Annotated in this window: 19 protein-coding genes and 1 pseudogene; 13 read left to right on the top strand and 7 right to left on the bottom strand. The window is 61.8% G+C overall.

Translation table 11 applies throughout. From position 1 onward, the window contains the following. Nucleotides 1-117 precede the first annotated feature (117 nt). Entirely contained in the window at nucleotides 118-1,332 is a 1,215-nt protein-coding gene (locus FJ958_RS03505) for a UbiH/UbiF family hydroxylase (RefSeq protein WP_140739470.1), read from the bottom strand. Between the two features lie 73 nt (nucleotides 1,333-1,405). Here FJ958_RS03505 and FJ958_RS03500 point away from each other — a divergent pair, with 73 nt between their 5' ends. The 9 genes from FJ958_RS03500 to FJ958_RS03460 all read left to right on the top strand — a co-directional run bounded on the left by FJ958_RS03500 (nucleotide 1,406) and on the right by FJ958_RS03460 (nucleotide 10,500). After that, entirely contained in the window at nucleotides 1,406-2,335 is a 930-nt protein-coding gene (locus tag FJ958_RS03500) for a DUF2182 domain-containing protein (RefSeq protein ID WP_140739467.1), read from the top strand. 14 nt (nucleotides 2,336-2,349) lie between these two features. After that, nucleotides 2,350-2,964 carry a DUF1326 domain-containing protein gene (locus tag FJ958_RS03495; protein WP_140739464.1) on the top strand — a complete coding sequence of 205 codons (615 nt, stop codon included), beginning with the start codon at nucleotides 2,350-2,352 and terminating at the stop codon, nucleotides 2,962-2,964. Continuing rightward, a complete protein-coding gene (gene pcsA, locus FJ958_RS03490) occupies nucleotides 2,961-3,779 on the top strand; it encodes a phosphatidylcholine synthase (protein WP_140739461.1) in 819 nt (272 codons plus the stop codon). Before FJ958_RS03495 ends, pcsA begins: the two co-directional genes overlap by 4 nt. A 28-nt stretch (nucleotides 3,780-3,807) precedes the next feature. Beyond that, nucleotides 3,808-4,785, top strand: a complete 978-nt coding sequence (locus FJ958_RS03485) for a quinone oxidoreductase (protein ID WP_140739458.1) — start codon at nucleotides 3,808-3,810, stop codon at nucleotides 4,783-4,785. Between the two features lie 216 nt (nucleotides 4,786-5,001). After that, the gene (locus tag FJ958_RS03480; protein ID WP_181176270.1) at nucleotides 5,002-6,579 is read left to right on the top strand and encodes an ABC transporter ATP-binding protein; all 1,578 of its coding nucleotides are present in this window, start codon (nucleotides 5,002-5,004) and stop codon (nucleotides 6,577-6,579) included. Beyond that, complete coding sequence (locus tag FJ958_RS03475) at nucleotides 6,576-7,706, top strand: ABC transporter permease (RefSeq protein WP_140739452.1); 1,131 nt, start codon at nucleotides 6,576-6,578, stop codon at nucleotides 7,704-7,706. The genes FJ958_RS03480 and FJ958_RS03475 overlap by 4 nt, the downstream gene beginning before the upstream one ends. After that, nucleotides 7,706-8,626, top strand: coding sequence for an ABC transporter permease (locus FJ958_RS03470; protein ID WP_140739450.1), 921 nt, complete (start codon nucleotides 7,706-7,708; stop codon nucleotides 8,624-8,626). The genes FJ958_RS03475 and FJ958_RS03470 overlap by 1 nt, the downstream gene beginning before the upstream one ends. A 52-nt stretch (nucleotides 8,627-8,678) precedes the next feature. Next, entirely contained in the window at nucleotides 8,679-9,746 is a 1,068-nt protein-coding gene (locus FJ958_RS03465; RefSeq protein WP_140739447.1) for a BMP family ABC transporter substrate-binding protein, read from the top strand. A gap of 157 nt (nucleotides 9,747-9,903) precedes the next feature. Beyond that, nucleotides 9,904-10,500, top strand: a complete 597-nt coding sequence (locus tag FJ958_RS03460; RefSeq protein WP_246679475.1) for a GNAT family N-acetyltransferase — start codon at nucleotides 9,904-9,906, stop codon at nucleotides 10,498-10,500. Here FJ958_RS03460 and rimO read toward each other — a convergent pair. The 4 genes from rimO to FJ958_RS03440 form a co-directional block, all read right to left on the bottom strand. Then, complete coding sequence (gene rimO / locus FJ958_RS03455) at nucleotides 10,482-11,795, bottom strand: 30S ribosomal protein S12 methylthiotransferase RimO (protein WP_140739444.1); 1,314 nt, start codon at nucleotides 11,793-11,795, stop codon at nucleotides 10,482-10,484. The genes FJ958_RS03460 and rimO overlap by 19 nt on opposite strands. A gap of 157 nt (nucleotides 11,796-11,952) precedes the next feature. Next, entirely contained in the window at nucleotides 11,953-12,639 is a 687-nt protein-coding gene (locus tag FJ958_RS03450) for a TerC family protein (protein ID WP_140739441.1), read from the bottom strand. A gap of 184 nt (nucleotides 12,640-12,823) precedes the next feature. After that, nucleotides 12,824-13,231 (bottom strand): DUF930 domain-containing protein, encoded by a 408-nt coding sequence (locus tag FJ958_RS03445; protein WP_181176269.1) that lies wholly within the window; start codon nucleotides 13,229-13,231, stop codon nucleotides 12,824-12,826. A gap of 56 nt (nucleotides 13,232-13,287) precedes the next feature. Then, nucleotides 13,288-13,986: a DUF2161 family putative PD-(D/E)XK-type phosphodiesterase gene (locus FJ958_RS03440; protein ID WP_140739435.1), complete on the bottom strand. Its 699-nt coding sequence runs from the start codon at nucleotides 13,984-13,986 to the stop codon at nucleotides 13,288-13,290. Between the two features lie 53 nt (nucleotides 13,987-14,039). On the opposite strand from FJ958_RS03440, the gene FJ958_RS03435 reads away from it, so the two are divergent. The 3 genes from FJ958_RS03435 (at nucleotide 14,040) to FJ958_RS03425 (ending at nucleotide 15,930) form a co-directional block, all read left to right on the top strand. Beyond that, nucleotides 14,040-14,222: a hypothetical protein gene (locus tag FJ958_RS03435; RefSeq protein ID WP_140739432.1), complete on the top strand. Its 183-nt coding sequence runs from the start codon at nucleotides 14,040-14,042 to the stop codon at nucleotides 14,220-14,222. A 181-nt stretch (nucleotides 14,223-14,403) separates the two neighbouring features. Continuing rightward, nucleotides 14,404-14,973, top strand: a complete 570-nt coding sequence (locus tag FJ958_RS03430; protein ID WP_140739430.1) for a hypothetical protein — start codon at nucleotides 14,404-14,406, stop codon at nucleotides 14,971-14,973. Nucleotides 14,974-15,132: 159 nt separating this feature from the next. After that, nucleotides 15,133-15,930, top strand: coding sequence for a hypothetical protein (locus FJ958_RS03425; RefSeq protein ID WP_140739427.1), 798 nt, complete (start codon nucleotides 15,133-15,135; stop codon nucleotides 15,928-15,930). On the opposite strand, the gene FJ958_RS03420 is transcribed toward FJ958_RS03425, so the two are convergent. Together FJ958_RS03420 and FJ958_RS31885 are read right to left on the bottom strand one after the other, a co-directional pair. Beyond that, nucleotides 15,902-16,873 (bottom strand): phosphatase PAP2 family protein, encoded by a 972-nt coding sequence (locus tag FJ958_RS03420; RefSeq protein ID WP_140739424.1) that lies wholly within the window; start codon nucleotides 16,871-16,873, stop codon nucleotides 15,902-15,904. The genes FJ958_RS03425 and FJ958_RS03420 overlap by 29 nt on opposite strands. Nucleotides 16,874-16,928: 55 nt before the next feature. Further along, nucleotides 16,929-17,304: pseudogene (locus FJ958_RS31885) on the bottom strand (alpha/beta hydrolase); the annotation flags it as partial. 225 nt (nucleotides 17,305-17,529) lie between these two features. Between FJ958_RS31885 and FJ958_RS03410 the strand changes: the two are divergent. Next, complete coding sequence (locus FJ958_RS03410) at nucleotides 17,530-17,691, top strand: GNAT family N-acetyltransferase (RefSeq protein ID WP_246679474.1); 162 nt, start codon at nucleotides 17,530-17,532, stop codon at nucleotides 17,689-17,691. Nucleotide 17,692 lies beyond the last annotated feature (1 nt).

Raw genomic sequence — 17,692 nt, 5'->3', positions numbered from 1 at the left:
TCAATCCCGGAGCGCTTGAGCGTGCTCAAGTTAGGCAGAACGCGGAGCAAAGGTTTTGATCGACGTGATCAATATCCGACGCCCGGCGTCGTGGATCGCAGGAATGTCGCAAGATCGCTACTGCTGCCGCATTGGCTTTCGCAGGCCGCCCGCAAGCGCCGCAAAGCCGCTGCCGGGACGAAGTCCTTCGCGCATGAAGAACGCGCGGAGCGGCGCAAACCCGCCAAGCACGCCGAGGCCGGCGCCACGTGCCATCTGCGCCGGCAGCATGTCGGAGAGCAGTGACATGTTGAGCAGATTGACAGCGCTGCTGCGTGCCAGAACATCGGGGCGGCGTTTGAAATCGTAGGCGGCAAGGGCCCGGGCCGCGCCGGGATCTCCGCGATTTTCGTTCGCAATTCCAACGAGATCGTCGATATCCCTGATGCCAAGGTTGAGACCTTGCGCACCGATCGGCGGGAATACGTGGGCGGCCTCGCCGACAAGCGCCACACGCTGTCGCGCGAAACGCAGAGGGGTCACGGTTGAAAGCGGATAAATCTGCCGGCCCGGCTCCACCGTGACCCGACCCAGCATCGACTGCATCCGCTGCTCGACCCGCAAGGAGAGCGCTGCATCATCCAATGCGGCAAGTTCCTTGGCGGTCTCGGGCTTCACCACCCAGACGAGGCTTGAGCGATTGCCGGGCAACGGAACCTGCGTGAACGGACCGGTCTCGGTATGGAACTCCGTCGAAGTGAAGGCATGGTCGCGGCCATGGCTGAAATTGAGCACCAGCGCCGCCTGCGGATAGGAGCGCGCGGCGGTCGAAATGCCCGCCGCCTCGCGAGCAGGCGACAGGCGTCCATCGGCCGCGACCGCCAGCGATGCACCAACCGCGCTGCCATCGGCGAGTTCAGCATCGGCCCTGTCCGCACCGAGATGCCAGGCCTTGACCACGGACCTCAGCCATTCGATCCCGGAATGGCCGGCCACCTTGCCGGCAAGCGCCGGAGCAAAGATGCTGTTGGGCAGGTTCAGGCCGAACTGCTCTTCGTCGATCTCGCTGGCGCGGAAGGTGACAACGGGGCTGCGGATCAGCCGGCTGGTCGCATCGACGATGCGCATCACTTTCAAGGGTGCGGCTTTGGACTTGATCGCTTCGAGGACATCAAGCCGCTCCAGCACCTTCAGGGCAGGGGTCATCAGCGCCGTGGTGCGGCCATCGGGGGCTGAAGCCTCTGGCCCGACAAGCGTCACCGGGAAACCGGAATCGGCGAAAGCGAGCGCCGCGATCAGCCCTGCCGGCCCGGTGCCGGCAATCAGTATGCGCGCTGTTTCCTGATGCTCCACGATCGGCTTTCCGGCTTGCTGTGCGAGGGCGGCCCAACCAGACCTGCCAGTGGAGCAGCATATAGGTCAGATCATGCGGCTTGATCAACGCGGCGATTCGGCCCATTCGGTTGTCATGACCGGCCACCAGCACGATTTCAGCCATCTCGACCGCGCCGGCCGCGCCATGGCAAATGTCGCGCGCAACCCGCGCCCGACGGTCAACGTCGTTGTCGGCGCAAGCATTCTGCTCGCCTGGCTGTCGCTGGCCGCGATGGCGATCCGCGGCGCCGATGCCCGGGGCGGCGCGCCCGGCGACGCTCTCCTGCGCGGCCTGCCGCAACTGCCATTGCCCGATTTTCTTGAACGGTTCTTCGCGCTCTGCCTGTCGCCGGCGCCGCTGGATGGAAGCATCGGTCCGCGTGCCGTGGCACTCATTCTCATGTGGTTCCTGATGGCGATCGCCGCGATGCTGCCGTCCGCGGCGCCGATGATCCGCACCTATTGCGAGATTGCCGATACAGCCCGGATCAAGGGCGAGCCAGTTGTTCATCCGCTGGCGCTGGTTGCCGGTTATCTCAGCGTCTGGTTCGCCGCCTCGATGCTGTTCGCGGCGCTCACGCTTGCTGTGCACACATTCGCCGCATCCGGCGACATGCTCGATCCGCTCCTTGGCGTTGCCGGTGCACTCGCATTGATGATTGCTGGCCTCTACCAGTTCAGCGGCTTCAAGGAGGCCTGCCTGAAGCAATGCCGCAACCCGTTCTCGATCCTGTTTTCGAACTGGAGTGCCAAAGCGGGCCGCGTCTTCAGGCTCGGCCTCGTCCAAGGGGCTTGGTGCCTCGGCTGCTGCTGGGCGCTGATGCTGGTGATGTTCGCCGTGGGCGTCATGAACGTCTTCTGGATGGCGCTGATCGGCCTGTTCACCCTGATTGAAAAACAGACGACGGGCAGTCTTCCAACCCGGCTGGCCGGTGCGATACTGCTTGTCTGGGCAGCCGCGCTGCTAGTAATCTCGCTGTGACTGGGGGAAATTCGATGACAGATCAGGGCTGGGCGATGAAAGGAGAGCTCGTACTCTCCTGCAATTGCACGGTTTTCTGCCCTTGCGTGCTGTCGCTTGGGAGTCACCCTCCGACCGAGGGCTATTGCCAGACCTGGGCTGGTTTCCGCATCGATTCCGGACATTTCGGCGAGGTCGATCTTTCCAGCCTTAATCTTGGACTGATCATGGAAATTCCCGGTTACATGAGCCGCGGCAACTGGACCGCCGGCCTGTTCATCGACAAACGCGCCTCGATCTACGCGGTCAAGGCATTGACGAAGATCTTCACCGGCAAGGCGGGCGGGACCACATCGCTGCTGTCGATCCTCGTCGGGAAATTCCTGGGTGTCGAACAGGTGCCGATCACCTATGAGACGCGGGACAAGACGCGTATCTTCCAAATACCGAAGATCATAGACGGGGCGGTCACGCCAATCACAGGCAAGGACCGCGAGAAGGATACAGTGATCAGCAATTCGGAATACTGGATTGCGCCGGAAATCATCGTGGCCAGGTCCGACAAGAGCAAGATGCGGGCCTTTGGCCGCAATTGGAATTTTGCAGGCCGCTCGGCCGAAATCTGCAAGCTGGATTGGCGGGGCCCGTGAGCAAGAACACAACGGCCAGGAAAGCCGCCAAGAAGATCACGGACCGGATTCCGCGACCTAAGAAGAAAGTCACTTGGCCCCAGGCAAGGGCGTTCTCCGTCCATCTGCTCACGGCATCAGGTTCGTTCCTTGCCTTCCTGTCGCTGGTGGCGGCGAGCGAGGAGCGCTGGACGGCAATGTTCTGGTGGCTTGGTCTGGCTCTGTTCGTCGACGGTATCGACGGGCCGATCGCCCGAAAGCTCGAGGTCAAGGAAATCCTGCCGACATGGTCGGGCGAACTCCTCGACAACATCATCGACTACGTGACCTACGTGCTGATCCCGGCCTTCGCGCTCTACCAGCGCGGCTTCATGGGCGAGGGCCTGTCGTTCCTGTCGGCTGCGATCATCGTCGTCTCCAGTGCGATCTACTATGCCGACACCGGCATGAAGACGAAGGAGAATTTCTTCAAGGGATTCCCCGTCGTCTGGAACATGGTGGTGTTCACTCTCTTCGTCATCGAGCCGGGACAATGGGTTTCGTTCGCTGTGGTGGTGGTGGCAGGTATTCTGACGTTCATCCCGATCAATTTCATTCATCCGGTGCGGGTGGTGCGGCTGCGCCGCATCAATCTCACGATCACCCTTTTGTGGTGCGCCTTCGGCGCGCTTGCCCTTGCACAGGCGGCTCTCGCAGCCTTCTACGACCAGATCGGAGTGCTCGGCGAACAGGTCAGCACTTTCACCAAGATCGGCATCACCGTTACCGGGCTTTATCTGGCCTGCATCGGTGGCATCATGCAGTTCTTTCCAAATCTCGGTGCCAAGAAGACCTGATCCGCCGCTCCCAGAGGAAGCTCAATCCATGTCCAAAGCGATCCGCATCCACGCCAATGGCGGCCCGGAGGTTCTGACCTATGAGGACGCCGATCCCGGCCGGCCGGGATCGGGGCAGATCCTGGTCAGGCATACGGCCATGGGCCTCAACTTCATCGACGTCTATCATCGCTCGGGCCTTTACCCGCCGCCCGGCGGGTTTCCGCTCATTCCGGGCAGCGAGGCCGCCGGCGTGGTGCTGGAGGTCGGGCAGGACGTCGACTGGCTGAAGCCGGGGGACCGGATCGCCTACGCCGTGACGACGGGCGCCTACGCGCAAGAACGCGTCATCGACGCCAGCCGGGTCGTCAAGGTTCCGGACGGCATCAGCGATGAACAGGCGGCCGCGATGATGCTGAAAGGCATGACCGCCGAGTATCTCCTGCGGCGGACCTTCAAGGTCAAGGCCGGCGACACCATCCTGTTTCATGCCGCTGCCGGCGGCGTCGGGCTTATCCTCGGCCAATGGGCGAAACATCTGGGCGCGACCGTCATCGGCACGGCAAGCTCGAGCGACAAGATTGAACTCGCCAAGGCGCACGGCTTCGACCATGTCATCAACTACAAGGAGCAGGATTTCGTCGCCGGCGTCGCGGCCATTACCGGCGGCAGGAAATGCGATGTCGTCTACGATTCGGTGGGCAACGACACATTTCCGGCCTCGCTCGACTGTCTGAAGCCGCTCGGCATGTTCGTCAGCTTCGGCCAGTCCTCGGGGCCGATCCCGCCGTTCTCGATGTCGTTGCTGGCGCAGAAAGGCTCCTTGTTCGCCACCAGGCCAACGCTTTTCGTCTACAACGCAAAACGCGAGGACCTCGACGCCTCGGCGGCCGCGCTGTTCGAGGTGGTGCTCAGCGGCGCTGTCCAGATCAAGATCAACCAGCGCTATGCGCTGAAAGACGCGGGCAAGGCGCATTCGGATCTTGAAGGCCGCCGCACGACAGGCACGACCATCCTGGTTCCCTGAGGGGAGTCAGCCTTGGTTTTCACCGTATTGCCGCGGTCGCGGGCACCGTTTGCACGAAAACCCGGCCTGCTGCATGCTGAGGCAAGGAAGGCTGATCTTTACCCTTGAGTTTCCGCTGAAATTCTTGAAGCTCTTTCAAGTCGAGTGCTGCTTTCGCACAAGCGCTGGCCACGCATACGATGCTTGCGGGAACACAGAACATGTCCGGCAATCCGGATGGGAGGCACTGTGAGTGCAAATCATGATGGGGCGAACCTGCTTGAGGTTCGTGGCCTGACCAAGATATTCGGCACGCTGACCGCGTGCGATCATATCGACCTCAACATCGCCAAAGGTGAAATCCACGCGCTGCTCGGCGAGAACGGCGCCGGCAAATCGACGCTGGTCAAGATGCTGTTCGGCTCGCTGGAGCCGAATTCCGGCGAGATTTTCTGGAATGGCCAGGCTGTGCGGATCACCAGCCCGGGTGCCGCGAAAAAACTCGGCATCGGCATGGTGTTCCAGCATTTTTCGTTGTTCGAGGCGCTGACCGCGGCCGAAAACATTGCACTGTCGCTGGATGACGGCTCGCCGATCAGCAGCATCGCCGCGAAGGCAAGGGCGCTTTCCTACAGCTACGGCCTGCCGCTCGATCCGGAATCGCTGGTCGGCGACCTGTCGGTCGGCGAGCGCCAGCGCATCGAGATCATCCGCTGCCTGCTGCAGACGCCTCAGCTCATCATCCTGGACGAGCCGACATCGGTACTGACGCCGCAGGAAGCGGACAAGCTGTTCGAGACGCTGGAGCGGCTGCGCGCGGAAGGCAAATCGATCCTCTACATTTCGCACCGGCTGGAGGAGGTCAAACGCATCTGCGACCGCGCCACCGTGTTGCGGCATGGCAAGGTGGTCGGTCACTGCAATCCGCGCGAAGAGACTGCCGCTTCGCTCGCCCGCATGATGGTCGGCAACGAGGTGCAGGCCGTGGTGCGTGCGCCGGTAGCGGGGATCGAAACCGCGCAGCCGCTGCTCGAAATCCGCAGCCTCAGCCGCAAGCCGGCAACGCCGTTCTCCATTCCGCTCAAGACCATCAGCCTCAATGTCCGTGCCGGCGAGGTGATCGGTATCGCCGGTGTCGCCGGCAATGGCCAGGGCGAATTCTTCGAATCCGTCTCCGGCGAAGTCTTGCAGCAGGATGCCGCCTCGGTGCGCATCCGCGGCAAGGATGCCGGTGGCCTCACCATCACCGGACGGCGCCTGCTGGGTGCCGCTTTCGTGCCAGAGGAACGCCTCGGCCATGGTGCGGCACCACGCATGAAACTTTCGGAAAACCTGTTGCTGTCGCGGCATGCGACCGACGGCAAGGCCTTTGTCGGCACCGGTGGGATGGTGAAGAGTGGTGCCGTCTACGCCGCCTCCCAACGCATCATCGAGGCAATGGATGTGCGCAAGAGCGCGCCGGATCCCGAAGCTGCAGCGCTTTCGGGCGGCAATCTGCAGAAATTCATCGTGGGCCGCGAACTCGACCGACGGCCGAGCGTCATGGTGGTGAACCAGCCCACTTGGGGCGTCGACGCCGGTGCCGCCGCCCATATCCGGCAGGCATTGATCGAACTGTCGCGCAGCGGATCGGCGGTGCTGGTGATCAGCCAGGATCTCGACGAACTGTTCGAAATATCCGACGCGATCGCGGTCATGCACAATGGCGAGCTTTCCAAGCCGATGCCGATCGCCGAAGCAACCTTCGAGAAGGTCGGTCTGCTGATGGGTGGCGCCGAGCCCGGCCACGCCGAACATACGCTGGAGACGGCATGATGCGCCTCGAACTCGTCAAACGCCCGCAGCGCTCGGCGCTGTTCTCGATGCTGTCACCGTTCATCGCCTTCGCGCTGACGATCATCGCCGGCGCCATCATGTTCGCGCTGCTCGGCGTCAATCCGCTGACCGCGTTCCGGATATACTTCATCGAACCGGTCAGCCAGGTCTGGCAGTTGCATGAACTGGCGATCAAGGCGGCGCCACTCATCCTGATCGCGGTCGGCCTGTCTGTCTGCTACAAGGCCAACATCTGGAACATCGGCGCCGAAGGCCAGTTCATTTTCGGCGCTATATTCGGCTCCATCATTCCGGTGCTGTTTCCACAATTCGAAGGCCCGCTGGTGCTGCCGCTGATGCTTCTGCTCGGCATGGTCGGTGGCGCGGCCTATGCGGCGATCCCGGCCTTGCTGAAGACCCGGTTCAATACCAACGAGATCCTGACCAGCCTGATGCTGGTCTACGTCGCCCAGCTCTTCCTCGACTGGCTGGTGCGCGGTCCATGGCGCGATCCGCAAGGCCACGGCTTCCCGCAGACGATCCAATTCGGCGATGCGGCCACCTTGCCGCAGCTGATGCCGGATGCCGGGCGCGCCAATTGGGGCTTCGTCTTCGCACTCCTTGCCGCGGTGCTGATCTGGATCCTGATGGGCCGCATGCTCAAGGGCTTCGAGGTCCGCGTGCTGGGCTCCAGCCCGAGAGCAGGGCGCTTCGCCGGCTTCGGCCTCAGCCGTATGGTGTTCTTCGCCTTCCTGTTGTCAGGCGCGCTGGCCGGTCTTGCCGGCATTTCGGAAGTCTCCGGCGCCATCGGGCAATTGCAGCCGGTGATCTCGCCCGGCTATGGCTTCACCGCCATTATCGTGGCGTTCCTCGGCCGCCTCAATCCGCTCGGCATCATCGCAGCCGGCCTGGTGCTCGCGCTAACCTATCTCGGCGGCGAGGCGGTGCAAAGCGCGCTTGGCATTTCCGACAAGGTGGCGAGAGTGTTCCAGGGCATGCTTTTGTTCTTCGTGCTCGGCTGCGACACGCTCATTCACTATCGCATCCGGCTGATCGGCCTGGCGCTGACGAAACCGGATGGTGCGGCGAAGCTGGAAGCCGCGCCGAAGCTGAAGGAAGCCCGCTGATGGACATCACCGTCAACATCCTGCTGACCATCGCCACCGCCGCGACGCCGCTTCTCATCGCGGCGATCGGCGAACTGGTGGTCGAACGCTCCGGCGTGCTCAATCTCGGCGTCGAAGGCATGATGATCATGGGCGCGGTGGCCGGCTTCGGAGCCGGTTATCTGACCGGCTCGCCCTGGATCGGCCTTCTGGCGGCCATCGCCATGGGAGCCGTGTTCTCGCTGCTGTTCGCCGTCATGACGCTGTCGCTCGCCACCAATCAGGTCGCGACCGGTCTGTCGCTGACCCTGCTCGGCCTCGGCCTCTCCGGCATGATCGGAACGAGCTTCGTGGGCCAGCCCGGGGTCAGGCTGCCCAATCTCGACATTCCCGGGCTGAGCTCGATCCCGGTCGTGGGCAAGCTGCTGTTCGGCCAGGATCCGGTGTTCTACATTTCGATCGCGCTGACGGCGGCGGTGATGTGGTTCCTGTTCAAGACGCGCACCGGGCTCACGCTGCGCTCGATCGGCGACAGTCATGCCTCGGCGCACGCGCTCGGCATCAAGGTCATCCGCTACCGCTATCTCTCGGTCATCTTTGGCGGCGCCTGCGCCGGCCTTGCCGGCGGCCATCTGTCACTGGTCTATACGCCGCAGTGGGTCGAGAACATGTCCGCGGGCCGTGGCTGGATCGCGCTGGCGCTGGTGGTGTTCGCGTCATGGCGGCCATGGCGGGTGTTGGCCGGCGCCTACATCTTCGGCGCGGTGTGGATCGGCCAGCTTCATGCACAGGCTTTTGGCATTCCTGTGCCCTCGCAGATGCTTTCTTCTCTGCCCTATCTGGCAACCGTCGTGGTTCTCGTTCTAATCTCGCGCAACAAGCGTCTGACGATGATGAACACGCCGGCATCCCTGGGGCAGCCATTCGTTCCGGATCGTTGACAATAATAAAAAGACGGGAAGCTCCAAGGCTTAAACTCAGAGAGGTAACACGATGAAAAAACTGCTTATTGCCCTGATGACCACGACAGCGGCACTTTCGCTGGCTGTGTCCGCAGAGGCTGCCGACAAGTTCAAGGCCTGCTGGGTCTACACTGGCCCGATCGGCGATTTCGGCTATTCCTACCAGCACGACCAGGGCCGGCTCGAGGTCGAGAAGGCGCTCGGCGACAAGGTCGAAACCGCCTATCTGGAGAACGTCTCCGAGGGCCCCGATGCCGACCGTGCCTTCGAGCGCCTGGCGCGCGAAGGCTGCAAGATCATCTTCGGCACGTCGTTCGGCTTCATGGACGCCGAAGTGAAGGTCGCCAAGAAGTTTCCGAAGGTGATGTTCGAGCACGCCACCGGTTACAAGACCGGTGACAACCTCGGCATCTACAATGCGCGTTTCTATGAAGGCCGCTACGTGCTCGGCCAGATCGCCGCCAAGGAATCGAAGTCCGGCGTGGCCGGCTACATCGTTTCCTTCCCGATCCCGGAAGTGGTCATGGGCATCAACTCCTTCATGCTCGGCGCGCAGTCGATCAACCCGAACTTCAAGGCCAAGATCGTCTGGGTCAATTCCTGGTTCGATCCGGGCAAGGAAGCCGACGCGGCCAAGGCGTTGTTCGACCAGGGCGCCGATATCATCGTCCAGCACACCGATTCGACCGCGGCGCTGCAGGTGGCCGAGGAGCGCAAGCTGCACGGCTTTGGCCAGTCATCCGACATGATCAAGTTCGCGCCGAACGCTCAACTGACCTCGCTGACCGACGAATGGGGTCCGTACTACATCAGCCGGGTGAAGGCGGCCATGGACGGCACCTGGAAGCCGGACAATGTCTGGCTCGGCATCAAGGACGGCGCGGTCAAGCTCGCGCCCTACACCAACATGCCTGACGACGTGAAGGCGATGGCCGAGGCGACCGAGAAGAAGATTGCCGGCGGCTGGAACCCCTTTACCGGGCCGATCGCCAAGCAGGACGGCACGCCCTGGCTGAAGGACGGCGAGGTCGCCGACGACGGCACGCTGCTCGGCATGAATTTCTACGTCAAGGGCGTCGACGACAAGCTGCCGCAATAAGACGCACGGAATTAGCAAAAGGGAAGGGCGCCGCGCGGCGCCCTTCTTGTTTGTGGGTATGCCCGATGGAGGGCGTGGCCTTTCTGCGTAACGTTGCGTGCAAGCCTGGATTGGTCGAAACCAACCAGCGTCGTCGTGCCGCCTGCGGACCTTCTTCATGGAGCAATATGCGATGGATATGCCAGAACTCAGCCTCCCGCTTACGACCGAACGTCTCCTGCTTCGTCCATTTGCCGAAGGTGATTTTGAGTCATACGCCGCATATCATTCGCTTCCGGAGTTGTACCGATACCTTTATTCCGCTGTGCCGACGCGAAAAGCGCTTGAAGAAAAATTCAAAGGTATGCTCGAAGCACCCTTCAAGAATGATGGCGATGTCTTTCGTCTTGCTGTCGTTACCCGTGAAGATGAAACGCTTGCCGGGCAGGTCACTCTAAAACTCGCCAGCAAGGCGGCCAGACAGGGAGAGGTGGGATATATCTTTAACCCGGCCTTTGCCGGAAAAGGCTATGCGACAGAAGCCGTTGCCAAGATAATTAACGTCGGCTTCTCTGCGTTTCGATTTCACAGGATTTTTGCTCGGCTCGATGCCGCAAACAAGGGATCTATCGGCGTTGTCGAGCGGCTGCGGCTCCGTAGGGAAGCCCACCTCAGACAGAATGATCAGTTCGATGGCGTCTGGGGCGACGAATATATCTACGCGGTTTTAGCATCGGAATGGCGCGAGCCGACTGATCAGACAGCCGAACCATAGAGATCATAGGCGTCGGCACGCTCGACCTTGACGGTGACGATATCACCGGCGCGCAACGGGCGGCGCGACTGGATGTGGACGGAGCCGTCGATCTCGGGCGCATCGTATTTGGTGCGGCCCTTGGCCGAGGTGCCGTGCGCCTCGTCAATCAGCACCGGCAGGCGCTTGCCGACCTTCCTGGCCAGCTGCGCCGCCGAAATCTTCTGCTGGCGCTGCATGAAGCGGTGCCAGCGCGCTTCCTTGATCTCCTGCGGAACCTGCTCGAGGCCGAGGACATTGGAGCGGGCGCCCTTGACCGGCTCGTATTTGAAGCAGCCGGCGCGATCGATCTTGGCTTCGTCCAGCCAATCGAGCAGCATCTCGAAATCATCGTCCGTTTCGCCGGGGAATCCGACGATGAAGGTAGAGCGGATGGCGAGATCCGGGCACATGTCGCGCCAGCCGCGAATGCGCTCGAGCGTCTTTTCGCCATGCGCGGGCCGGCGCATGTTCTTCAGCACCTGCGGCGAGGCGTGCTGGAACGGAATGTCCAGATAGGGAAGGATTTTTCCTTCAGCCATCAGCGGGATGACATCGGCGACATGCGGATAGGGGTAGACATAGTGCATGCGCACCCAGATGCCGAGCTTGCCCAGTTCCTCTGACAGATCGAGGAATTTCGCCCGCACCTCGCGGTCGCCGAACATGGACGTCTGGTACTTGATGTCGATGCCGTAGGCGCTGGTGTCCTGCGAGATGACGAGGAGTTCCTTGACGCCGGCCTTGGCCAGTTTCTCGGCTTCGCGCAGAACGTCGGCGGCCGGCCGGGAGACGAGATCGCCGCGCAGCGCCGGGATGATGCAGAAGGTGCAGCGATTGTTGCAGCCTTCCGAAATCTTGAGATAGGCATAGTGGCGCGGGGTCAGCTTGACGCCCTGCGGCGGCAGGAGGTCGATATAGGGATCATGCGAAGGCGGGGCTGCCTCGTGCACGGCGGCCATCACGCTCTCATAGGCCTGCGGCCCGGTGATCGCCAGCACGTTGGGATGCCTCTCGCGGATCACCTCCGGCTCCGCACCCAGGCAACCGGTGACGATGACCCTGCCGTTTTCCGAAAGCGCGGAACCGATGGCATTCAGCGACTCGTCGCGGGCGGAATCGAGGAAACCGCAAGTGTTGACCACAACGAGATCGGCGCCATCATGCTTGCGGGCGATCTCGTAGCCCTCGGCTCGAAGACGCGTGATGATGCGCTCGGAATCGACAAGGGCTTTGGGACATCCGAGACTGACAAAGCTGACGCGCGGGGCGGACATGGGCGGGTTTCCAATGGAGGCGAGCCGGAAACGCTGATCCGGTCCGAAGTTCCAACATATAGCGGTTTGCGTGGCTCTGGCATGAGCTCAATTCGCGCGGCGCAATAACACGAGTTCGGCGATCAGGCAAACATGCCGGCCGGCCGCTGGTTGCGGCTCAATGTCCGCTTGATCCGAACCAGGGTGCCAGGAAGGTGAAATGCTCGGGGAATTGCTGGACCGCGCCGTCAAGCAGCATCTTGACCGCGACGTAGAGAATGATCGCCAGGCCGATATAGGCAATCCAGCGGTACTTGTGCAGCAGGCGCGCGACGAAGGATGCGGCAAAGCCCATCAAGGCGATCGACAGGGCCAGCCCGACAATCAGCACCGTCGGATGGTTCATGGCTGCGCCAGCCACGGCCAGAACATTGTCGAGAGACATCGAAACGTCGGCAATGACAATCTGCCACGCGGCCTGCGAGAAGGTTTTACTTGGCCCCTTGCCGCCTACGACGCCATCCTTGTCGAAGTCGCCATTCGACAGCGCTTCGGTCGCGTCACGCTCCTGCTCGTGACTGACACGCAATTCGCGCCACATCTTCCAGCAGACCCACAGCAAAAGCAGGCCGCCCCCGATCAGCAGCATGGGGCCAATGGTGAGCAGCCATTGCGTGATCAGAGCGAAGAAAATGCGAAGAATGGTGGCGGCCGCAATGCCGACGAGGATCGCCCGCTTGCGCTGGCTGACCGGCAAGCCGGCCGCGGCGAGGCCGATGACAATGGCGTTATCGCCCGCAAGGGCAAGGTCGATGGCAATGACCTGAAGGAGGGCCGATAGGCCCGCGGCGGTAAATATTTCCATCGACCTGGAAGCCCTTCGCCGAGTGTTCGTCGTCGATCGTCAAAACGGGCCTAAAGGGATGGTCCGCTGCCGTCAAGACACAGCACTGGACAGCACTGGAAAACCACTTTCATGGCCGTGGCATTACAGGGGATGTTCAGCCGCCGCCGGCTCGCGAGCCAAAGCGAACCCAAATTCGCGAAAACTAATCGTAGAGATTGTACTTTGCCCAGTCGGCTTCCGGGATCTCATCGCCGATTCGGTAGCGGAGCTGGAGAACTTGCATGTGGTCCGGTCCCGTCTGGCACTTGAATTTCAGCCGGTACCACTGTCCTTTGCTGCGGAACGCCGCACCCGAGCTCCTGATCGCATCGGCGCTCATCTCGGGCGTCGAGAAGGCGTAGGCGACGACGCGATCTGCTTTGAACTTGCGATCATCGTGGGTGATCCGATCCAGAACTTCGGCATCGCACCGCTGCTCGAGGCGTGTTTGCGGATCAAGTTTCATCAGCCCGGCACGCAAAGCATTGTCCATTGCGCTGGCCGGGAAGGCCAGTATCAGGGACGCCATGGCCATCATGCAGAGTGTCTTCATGGGCGGGACAAGCAGCATATTTTGTCTGAAAAATCAACCAAGAGGGGTACTTCATGCCCGGCAAGTCCCCGCATTCAGGGGGTCGTCGCAATCAAAATCTCGTGTCGGGCTTCGTCATGCGAGACCTGGGGCCAACGGACCAGCGAGGCGCGGCCGGCATCCGTGAGATCGTAGAGGCCCCGGTCGACGCGCGCGAACCAGCCATAGACATTGTGCTGCAGGATTTTCGGCGCGATCGGCGTCAGGACCTTCAGATCGCGCGGCCGTTTGGGACCATCGGCCATTGCGGCCGCGCAGGCGAGGGCGCTTTGGCGGTAGGCGGTCATGATCGGATTGCGCGACCCTCCGCCCGCGACAGGATCGCCGCGGCGCCGCTGATGCTCGACGACAAGACGGGAGCGGCGTCGCGCGTTCTTGCGCGGCGCAGGCGCGACCGGACTGAGAAGCACCTCGATGCGGTCAGTCGCGGTTACACCAAGCAAACCTAAGCCGAGCCGGCGGCAGAGGTTGCGAAACCTGGCGTCGCTTTCGCGGCCCTTGCCCCGCGCCGACATGCGCGCCGCCAGCCACACTTCGTCGCAAGCTGTCGCGCGGTCGACGCCTTGCAGCACCAGTTCGAGATTGAATTGCAGCTTCAATTCGCAGATGACGACGACCGCCGGCTCACCCTCGCGCAGCGCGACGATGTCGCAGCCGCCAATTTCCCCCTTCACGACGAAGTCGAGACTTTCGAGGAACCGCTTCACCGGCGCGTAGAGTGAGGTCTCGTTCATGTCTCAAGGCTTAGCCGATTCGACGCCAAAAGCCTTCCGGAGCGCACCATCGGATGCTCAAGAATGAATCTTTTCGCGTCAAAGCCGTCGAGGGCAACCAGCAAACCGTGATGGCATTCACCGCGGACGGTCAGTTCCTCGGGGCGACAAAGTTGGACGTGGCTTTCATCGTAGCCTTTCTCGAAGCGTCCAACAAATTGGAACAGGAACAAACTCCCTCCGACAAGGGCATTTGACCGCCGTCGATCTTTCCCGATCCGCCAGTGGCCGGCGATCCTCCCAAGACAGCAGAGCGGCCGGCAATCTCTATCCCATAGGGGCGGGTAGTCCAAAAGCAGAGACAGGTCGACAAGGCCCTCCAGTCTTGGTTCAAACCCAACGCCACCCCAACGCAACCAACGCAAGGAGTGACGGCACATGGCGCAAGCGCCCCTTTCGGACGAACTGGCGCAACAGGCTGCCGATGCTTTCAAGGCAGCCGGGAATAAAGCCGCAGCGGCCCGGTTGCTCGGGGTTGCTCCCGGCACATACGACAAGCGGTACAACATAGCAGCCGATCGCGGCATGTTGAAAGCCGATGACGCGGCTATTCTGGAAGCCGCTGCTGCGGGCGGGATTGATGATCCTCGCAACCTCGCCCCACTTCTGGAAGATCGTCAAGGACGAGAGCGGCAGCGGCTATTCGCTGTTCATCAAAAATCCACGCCCTTCGAAATCAAGGTGGCCGTCTCCGACGAAAGCACCGCCATCGCGACCGGCACCGCGAAAATCACATGGTATGCGCCGATGGACGCAACCATCACGGAAGTGTTCTTCGGTCTTTCGGCCCAAAGCTCTTCTGGCGCGGTGACGATCGACCTCAACAAAAACGGCCCACCATGTTTTCGACCAATCCATCGGCGGCTGCGAACACCGACACCAACCTGGCGGGCGGCGGCACCGCCGGCATCCTTGGGACCACAACGTGGGCCAAGGCGGACAAGATGACCATCGACATCGACGCCGCCGGCACTGGCGCCAAGGGCCTCAAGGTCATCATCCGGGGCACCCGCTCATGATCGAACTGCCGCCGCCGCTGGTCTTGCCGGGCTAGCCAGCGATCATTCGGCCAATCGAAGGCGGTCTCTGGGCGACCTCGACCGCAAGATGCAGGGGCTCGGCCTGTCGCGCGATGTTCGCCGCTCGGTGCTTGCCGAGATGCGCAAGGTGGTCGGCGGCAAGCCTGAGCTGGTCAAGGCAACGGCGGGCGAAATGGCCCGCTACGGCAAGGATCCATCCCTTGCCTCGATGCTCATCAACCCGTTTGTCCTATCCTCGGGCACGCCATCGCTACCGTTGGCGAAGACCGACAATATCCAGACACTAAGCGCCACCACGAGCTACACCATCACGGCGGCAATCATTGGAGCAGCCGCCGCCGCACGCGTCATCTACATCACTGTGTCATGGTACGAGCCCACGTTCAGCGGCTCATCCATCTCAGCAATGACGGTTGGCGGTGACACCGCAACACGTGCCGTCCGAGCATTCAACGGCAGCAACTTCAACAATGCTGAAATCTGGTCATGCCCAGCAGGAACCGGATCGGGCATCGCTGCGAATACGACCGCCAACATCGTCATGACGCTCGTTCGCGATGTCAGAATGACGACGGCAGTCTATCGTGGCGACGGCTATTCAAGCACGGCCGGAACAACGGGGACCGGAACGACCAGCGCCTCAGTCACGATCGGCGCTGCCGGCATGGCTCTCGTTGTCTGCTGCAACATCCAGAATGCCGCCGGATCGATATCGAACGTGACCGAAGACTATAATTTCTCGGTCTCGGCCGGTGGCCAGCGGGGCATTCACGGCTCCAAGGAATCTGCCGGCGGTCAATCGCTGACCTCGACGTTCTCCAGCGCCTCGCCCAACGCTACTCTGATGGCAGCAGCGCCGTTCTAATCCGTCTGCCGTGGTCGGCCAACCTCCTGACACCGACGATGGCGGCGACTGCCACGAGCCCGCCAGCGATAACGTCAACCAGATAGTGCCCGCCTTCGGGCACGGTCGAGACGATCATCAGTGCATTGACGATGGCCACCGGGAAAAAGAACGGCGTGCGACGCAGCGCATATGTGATGACGATCCCGAGTGTGGTGTGGAACGACGGGAAACAAGTGATCCCGACCGTCTTGGAGATCAGGAAAATGAACGGCCCGGAGCGCAGCGCCTCGACCGTCGTGGCATGAGAGAGCCCGGCGTTCGTGAAGTGGTCGTAAAGCGACGCTGCCGGCTTGAAGTACAGATAGGGACCATCCACAGGCACCGCTGCCATGGTGATTGCGGTGAGAACCGACGAGGCGAACAGCACGGCGCAGAATTCGAGCAGCCTGCGCCTTCCGTTCACGCAGGCGTGCCAAAGCACCACGATTGGGATCTGCCAGGTCAGGGCGGCATAGCAGAACACGAGGACTGCGGCTGCCATCGGGAACGAATTCGCATAGGCGAGCGCGCTGGGCCAGTCGAAGCCGAGCGCCTTGTCTGCGTCGACCAGATAGGCATCCAGACGCGGCCTTGCCGTCGACGACGCCAGGTACATGAACAGGCAGCTTGCGACCGACATCGGGATGAAAGCCAGCAAGAAGATGGCGATGTTTTCGAAGGCGGCCGCGATTGCGCCCCACACCTTGGAAAGCCGAGAGCGCCGAGCCATCCGGGAGCAGACTGCGCCCGCAAGCCAATATCCCCCGGCAATCAGGCCGGCGATGATGACTGCAACGCCATTGGAACTGTCGACCGTGATGTTGCTGAACGGCAGCCATAGAAGGTCCGCAGCAACAAAGGCTGCAATCGTCAGGCCGATGACCTGTCCATATCTGCGGATTGCCGGATCTTGGTAACTCATCGCCCCATCCCGGCGCGAACAATAGTCCGAAAACCCGAAACTGCAACTTCCGCGATCACGGACCGGCTTGCTCGCCCGCTTTATCCCGCATCCGAAGCTGTCGAAGTGACGTTGTCGGGCAGGGCGCTACTCCTGCTATTGCGAGACCCAGGGGATTCGAACCCCTGTCGGCTACCAACGGGATCACAACCCGTTCGAGGAAGGCCAACAGCACTCCGTTGAACTGTATGGGTCGTTGCAGCGGAGCGAAATGGCTGACGCCGGGCAGGGCAATCAATGCTGCTTCCGGGATGCCGCGAGCCGGATCGTTCGCGTGCTCGTCCCGGATGAATTCGTCATGCTCACTTTGAACGATCGCCACGGGCACGCGCGTCCGCGCCAAGTCGGCGGCGGAATAAACAATTGGGTTCGGTCTTCATCATCATGTGTACAGGATGGTTGTGATCGGACGAAATCCTACGCCAAGCCGTTCAGGGCGCAAGGCGCCGGCCGGCGCAAGATCACCCGCTGCCGCTCCTCCACAGCCACGTCCGAAAGTCGCATAAGATAGATTATGGAACTTAAAGATTAGCCTACGGTTGGGAATTGCCGCTGATTTTCATGGGTTTGGACGCGTGCGCAGCGTGGACGCTGTCGGCGCAACCTGGTGCGCGGACATGTATGTCGAGCCTTCGCAACGGCGTCGCGGCATCGGCCAGGCGCTGATGGCTAAAATGCTGCACGACGACCAGGGTCGCGGTGCTTGGTGCTCATGGCGACGCACGCCGGAGCGCTGCTTTATCCCGGCATGGGCTATGAGCGGATTGGAACGCTGCTGAT

It is taken from the genome of Mesorhizobium sp. B2-3-5, from assembly GCF_006442395.1.
In the GTDB taxonomy this organism is placed as follows: domain Bacteria; phylum Pseudomonadota; class Alphaproteobacteria; order Rhizobiales; family Rhizobiaceae; genus Mesorhizobium.
This window is presented reverse-complemented; position numbering and strand designations above follow the sequence as displayed.

Coding starts and splice junctions, on each gene's coding strand:
- FJ958_RS03500 (WP_140739467.1), top strand. CDS start 1,406: ATGCGGCTTGATCAACGCGGCGATTCGGCCCATTCGGTTGTCATGACC.
- FJ958_RS03495 (WP_140739464.1), top strand. CDS start 2,350: ATGACAGATCAGGGCTGGGCGATGAAAGGAGAGCTCGTACTCTCCTGC.
- FJ958_RS03485 (WP_140739458.1), top strand. CDS start 3,808: ATGTCCAAAGCGATCCGCATCCACGCCAATGGCGGCCCGGAGGTTCTG.
- FJ958_RS03480 (WP_181176270.1), top strand. CDS start 5,002: ATGGGAGGCACTGTGAGTGCAAATCATGATGGGGCGAACCTGCTTGAG.
- FJ958_RS03475 (WP_140739452.1), top strand. CDS start 6,576: ATGATGCGCCTCGAACTCGTCAAACGCCCGCAGCGCTCGGCGCTGTTC.
- FJ958_RS03470 (WP_140739450.1), top strand. CDS start 7,706: ATGGACATCACCGTCAACATCCTGCTGACCATCGCCACCGCCGCGACG.
- FJ958_RS03465 (WP_140739447.1), top strand. CDS start 8,679: ATGAAAAAACTGCTTATTGCCCTGATGACCACGACAGCGGCACTTTCG.
- FJ958_RS03460 (WP_246679475.1), top strand. CDS start 9,904: ATGGAGCAATATGCGATGGATATGCCAGAACTCAGCCTCCCGCTTACG.
- rimO (WP_140739444.1), bottom strand. CDS start 11,795: ATGTCCGCCCCGCGCGTCAGCTTTGTCAGTCTCGGATGTCCCAAAGCC.
- FJ958_RS03450 (WP_140739441.1), bottom strand. CDS start 12,639: ATGGAAATATTTACCGCCGCGGGCCTATCGGCCCTCCTTCAGGTCATT.
- FJ958_RS03445 (WP_181176269.1), bottom strand. CDS start 13,231: ATGCTGCTTGTCCCGCCCATGAAGACACTCTGCATGATGGCCATGGCG.
- FJ958_RS03440 (WP_140739435.1), bottom strand. CDS start 13,986: ATGAACGAGACCTCACTCTACGCGCCGGTGAAGCGGTTCCTCGAAAGT.
- FJ958_RS03435 (WP_140739432.1), top strand. CDS start 14,040: ATGCTCAAGAATGAATCTTTTCGCGTCAAAGCCGTCGAGGGCAACCAG.
- FJ958_RS03430 (WP_140739430.1), top strand. CDS start 14,404: ATGGCGCAAGCGCCCCTTTCGGACGAACTGGCGCAACAGGCTGCCGAT.
- FJ958_RS03425 (WP_140739427.1), top strand. CDS start 15,133: ATGCAGGGGCTCGGCCTGTCGCGCGATGTTCGCCGCTCGGTGCTTGCC.
- FJ958_RS03420 (WP_140739424.1), bottom strand. CDS start 16,873: ATGAGTTACCAAGATCCGGCAATCCGCAGATATGGACAGGTCATCGGC.
- FJ958_RS03410 (WP_246679474.1), top strand. CDS start 17,530: ATGTATGTCGAGCCTTCGCAACGGCGTCGCGGCATCGGCCAGGCGCTG.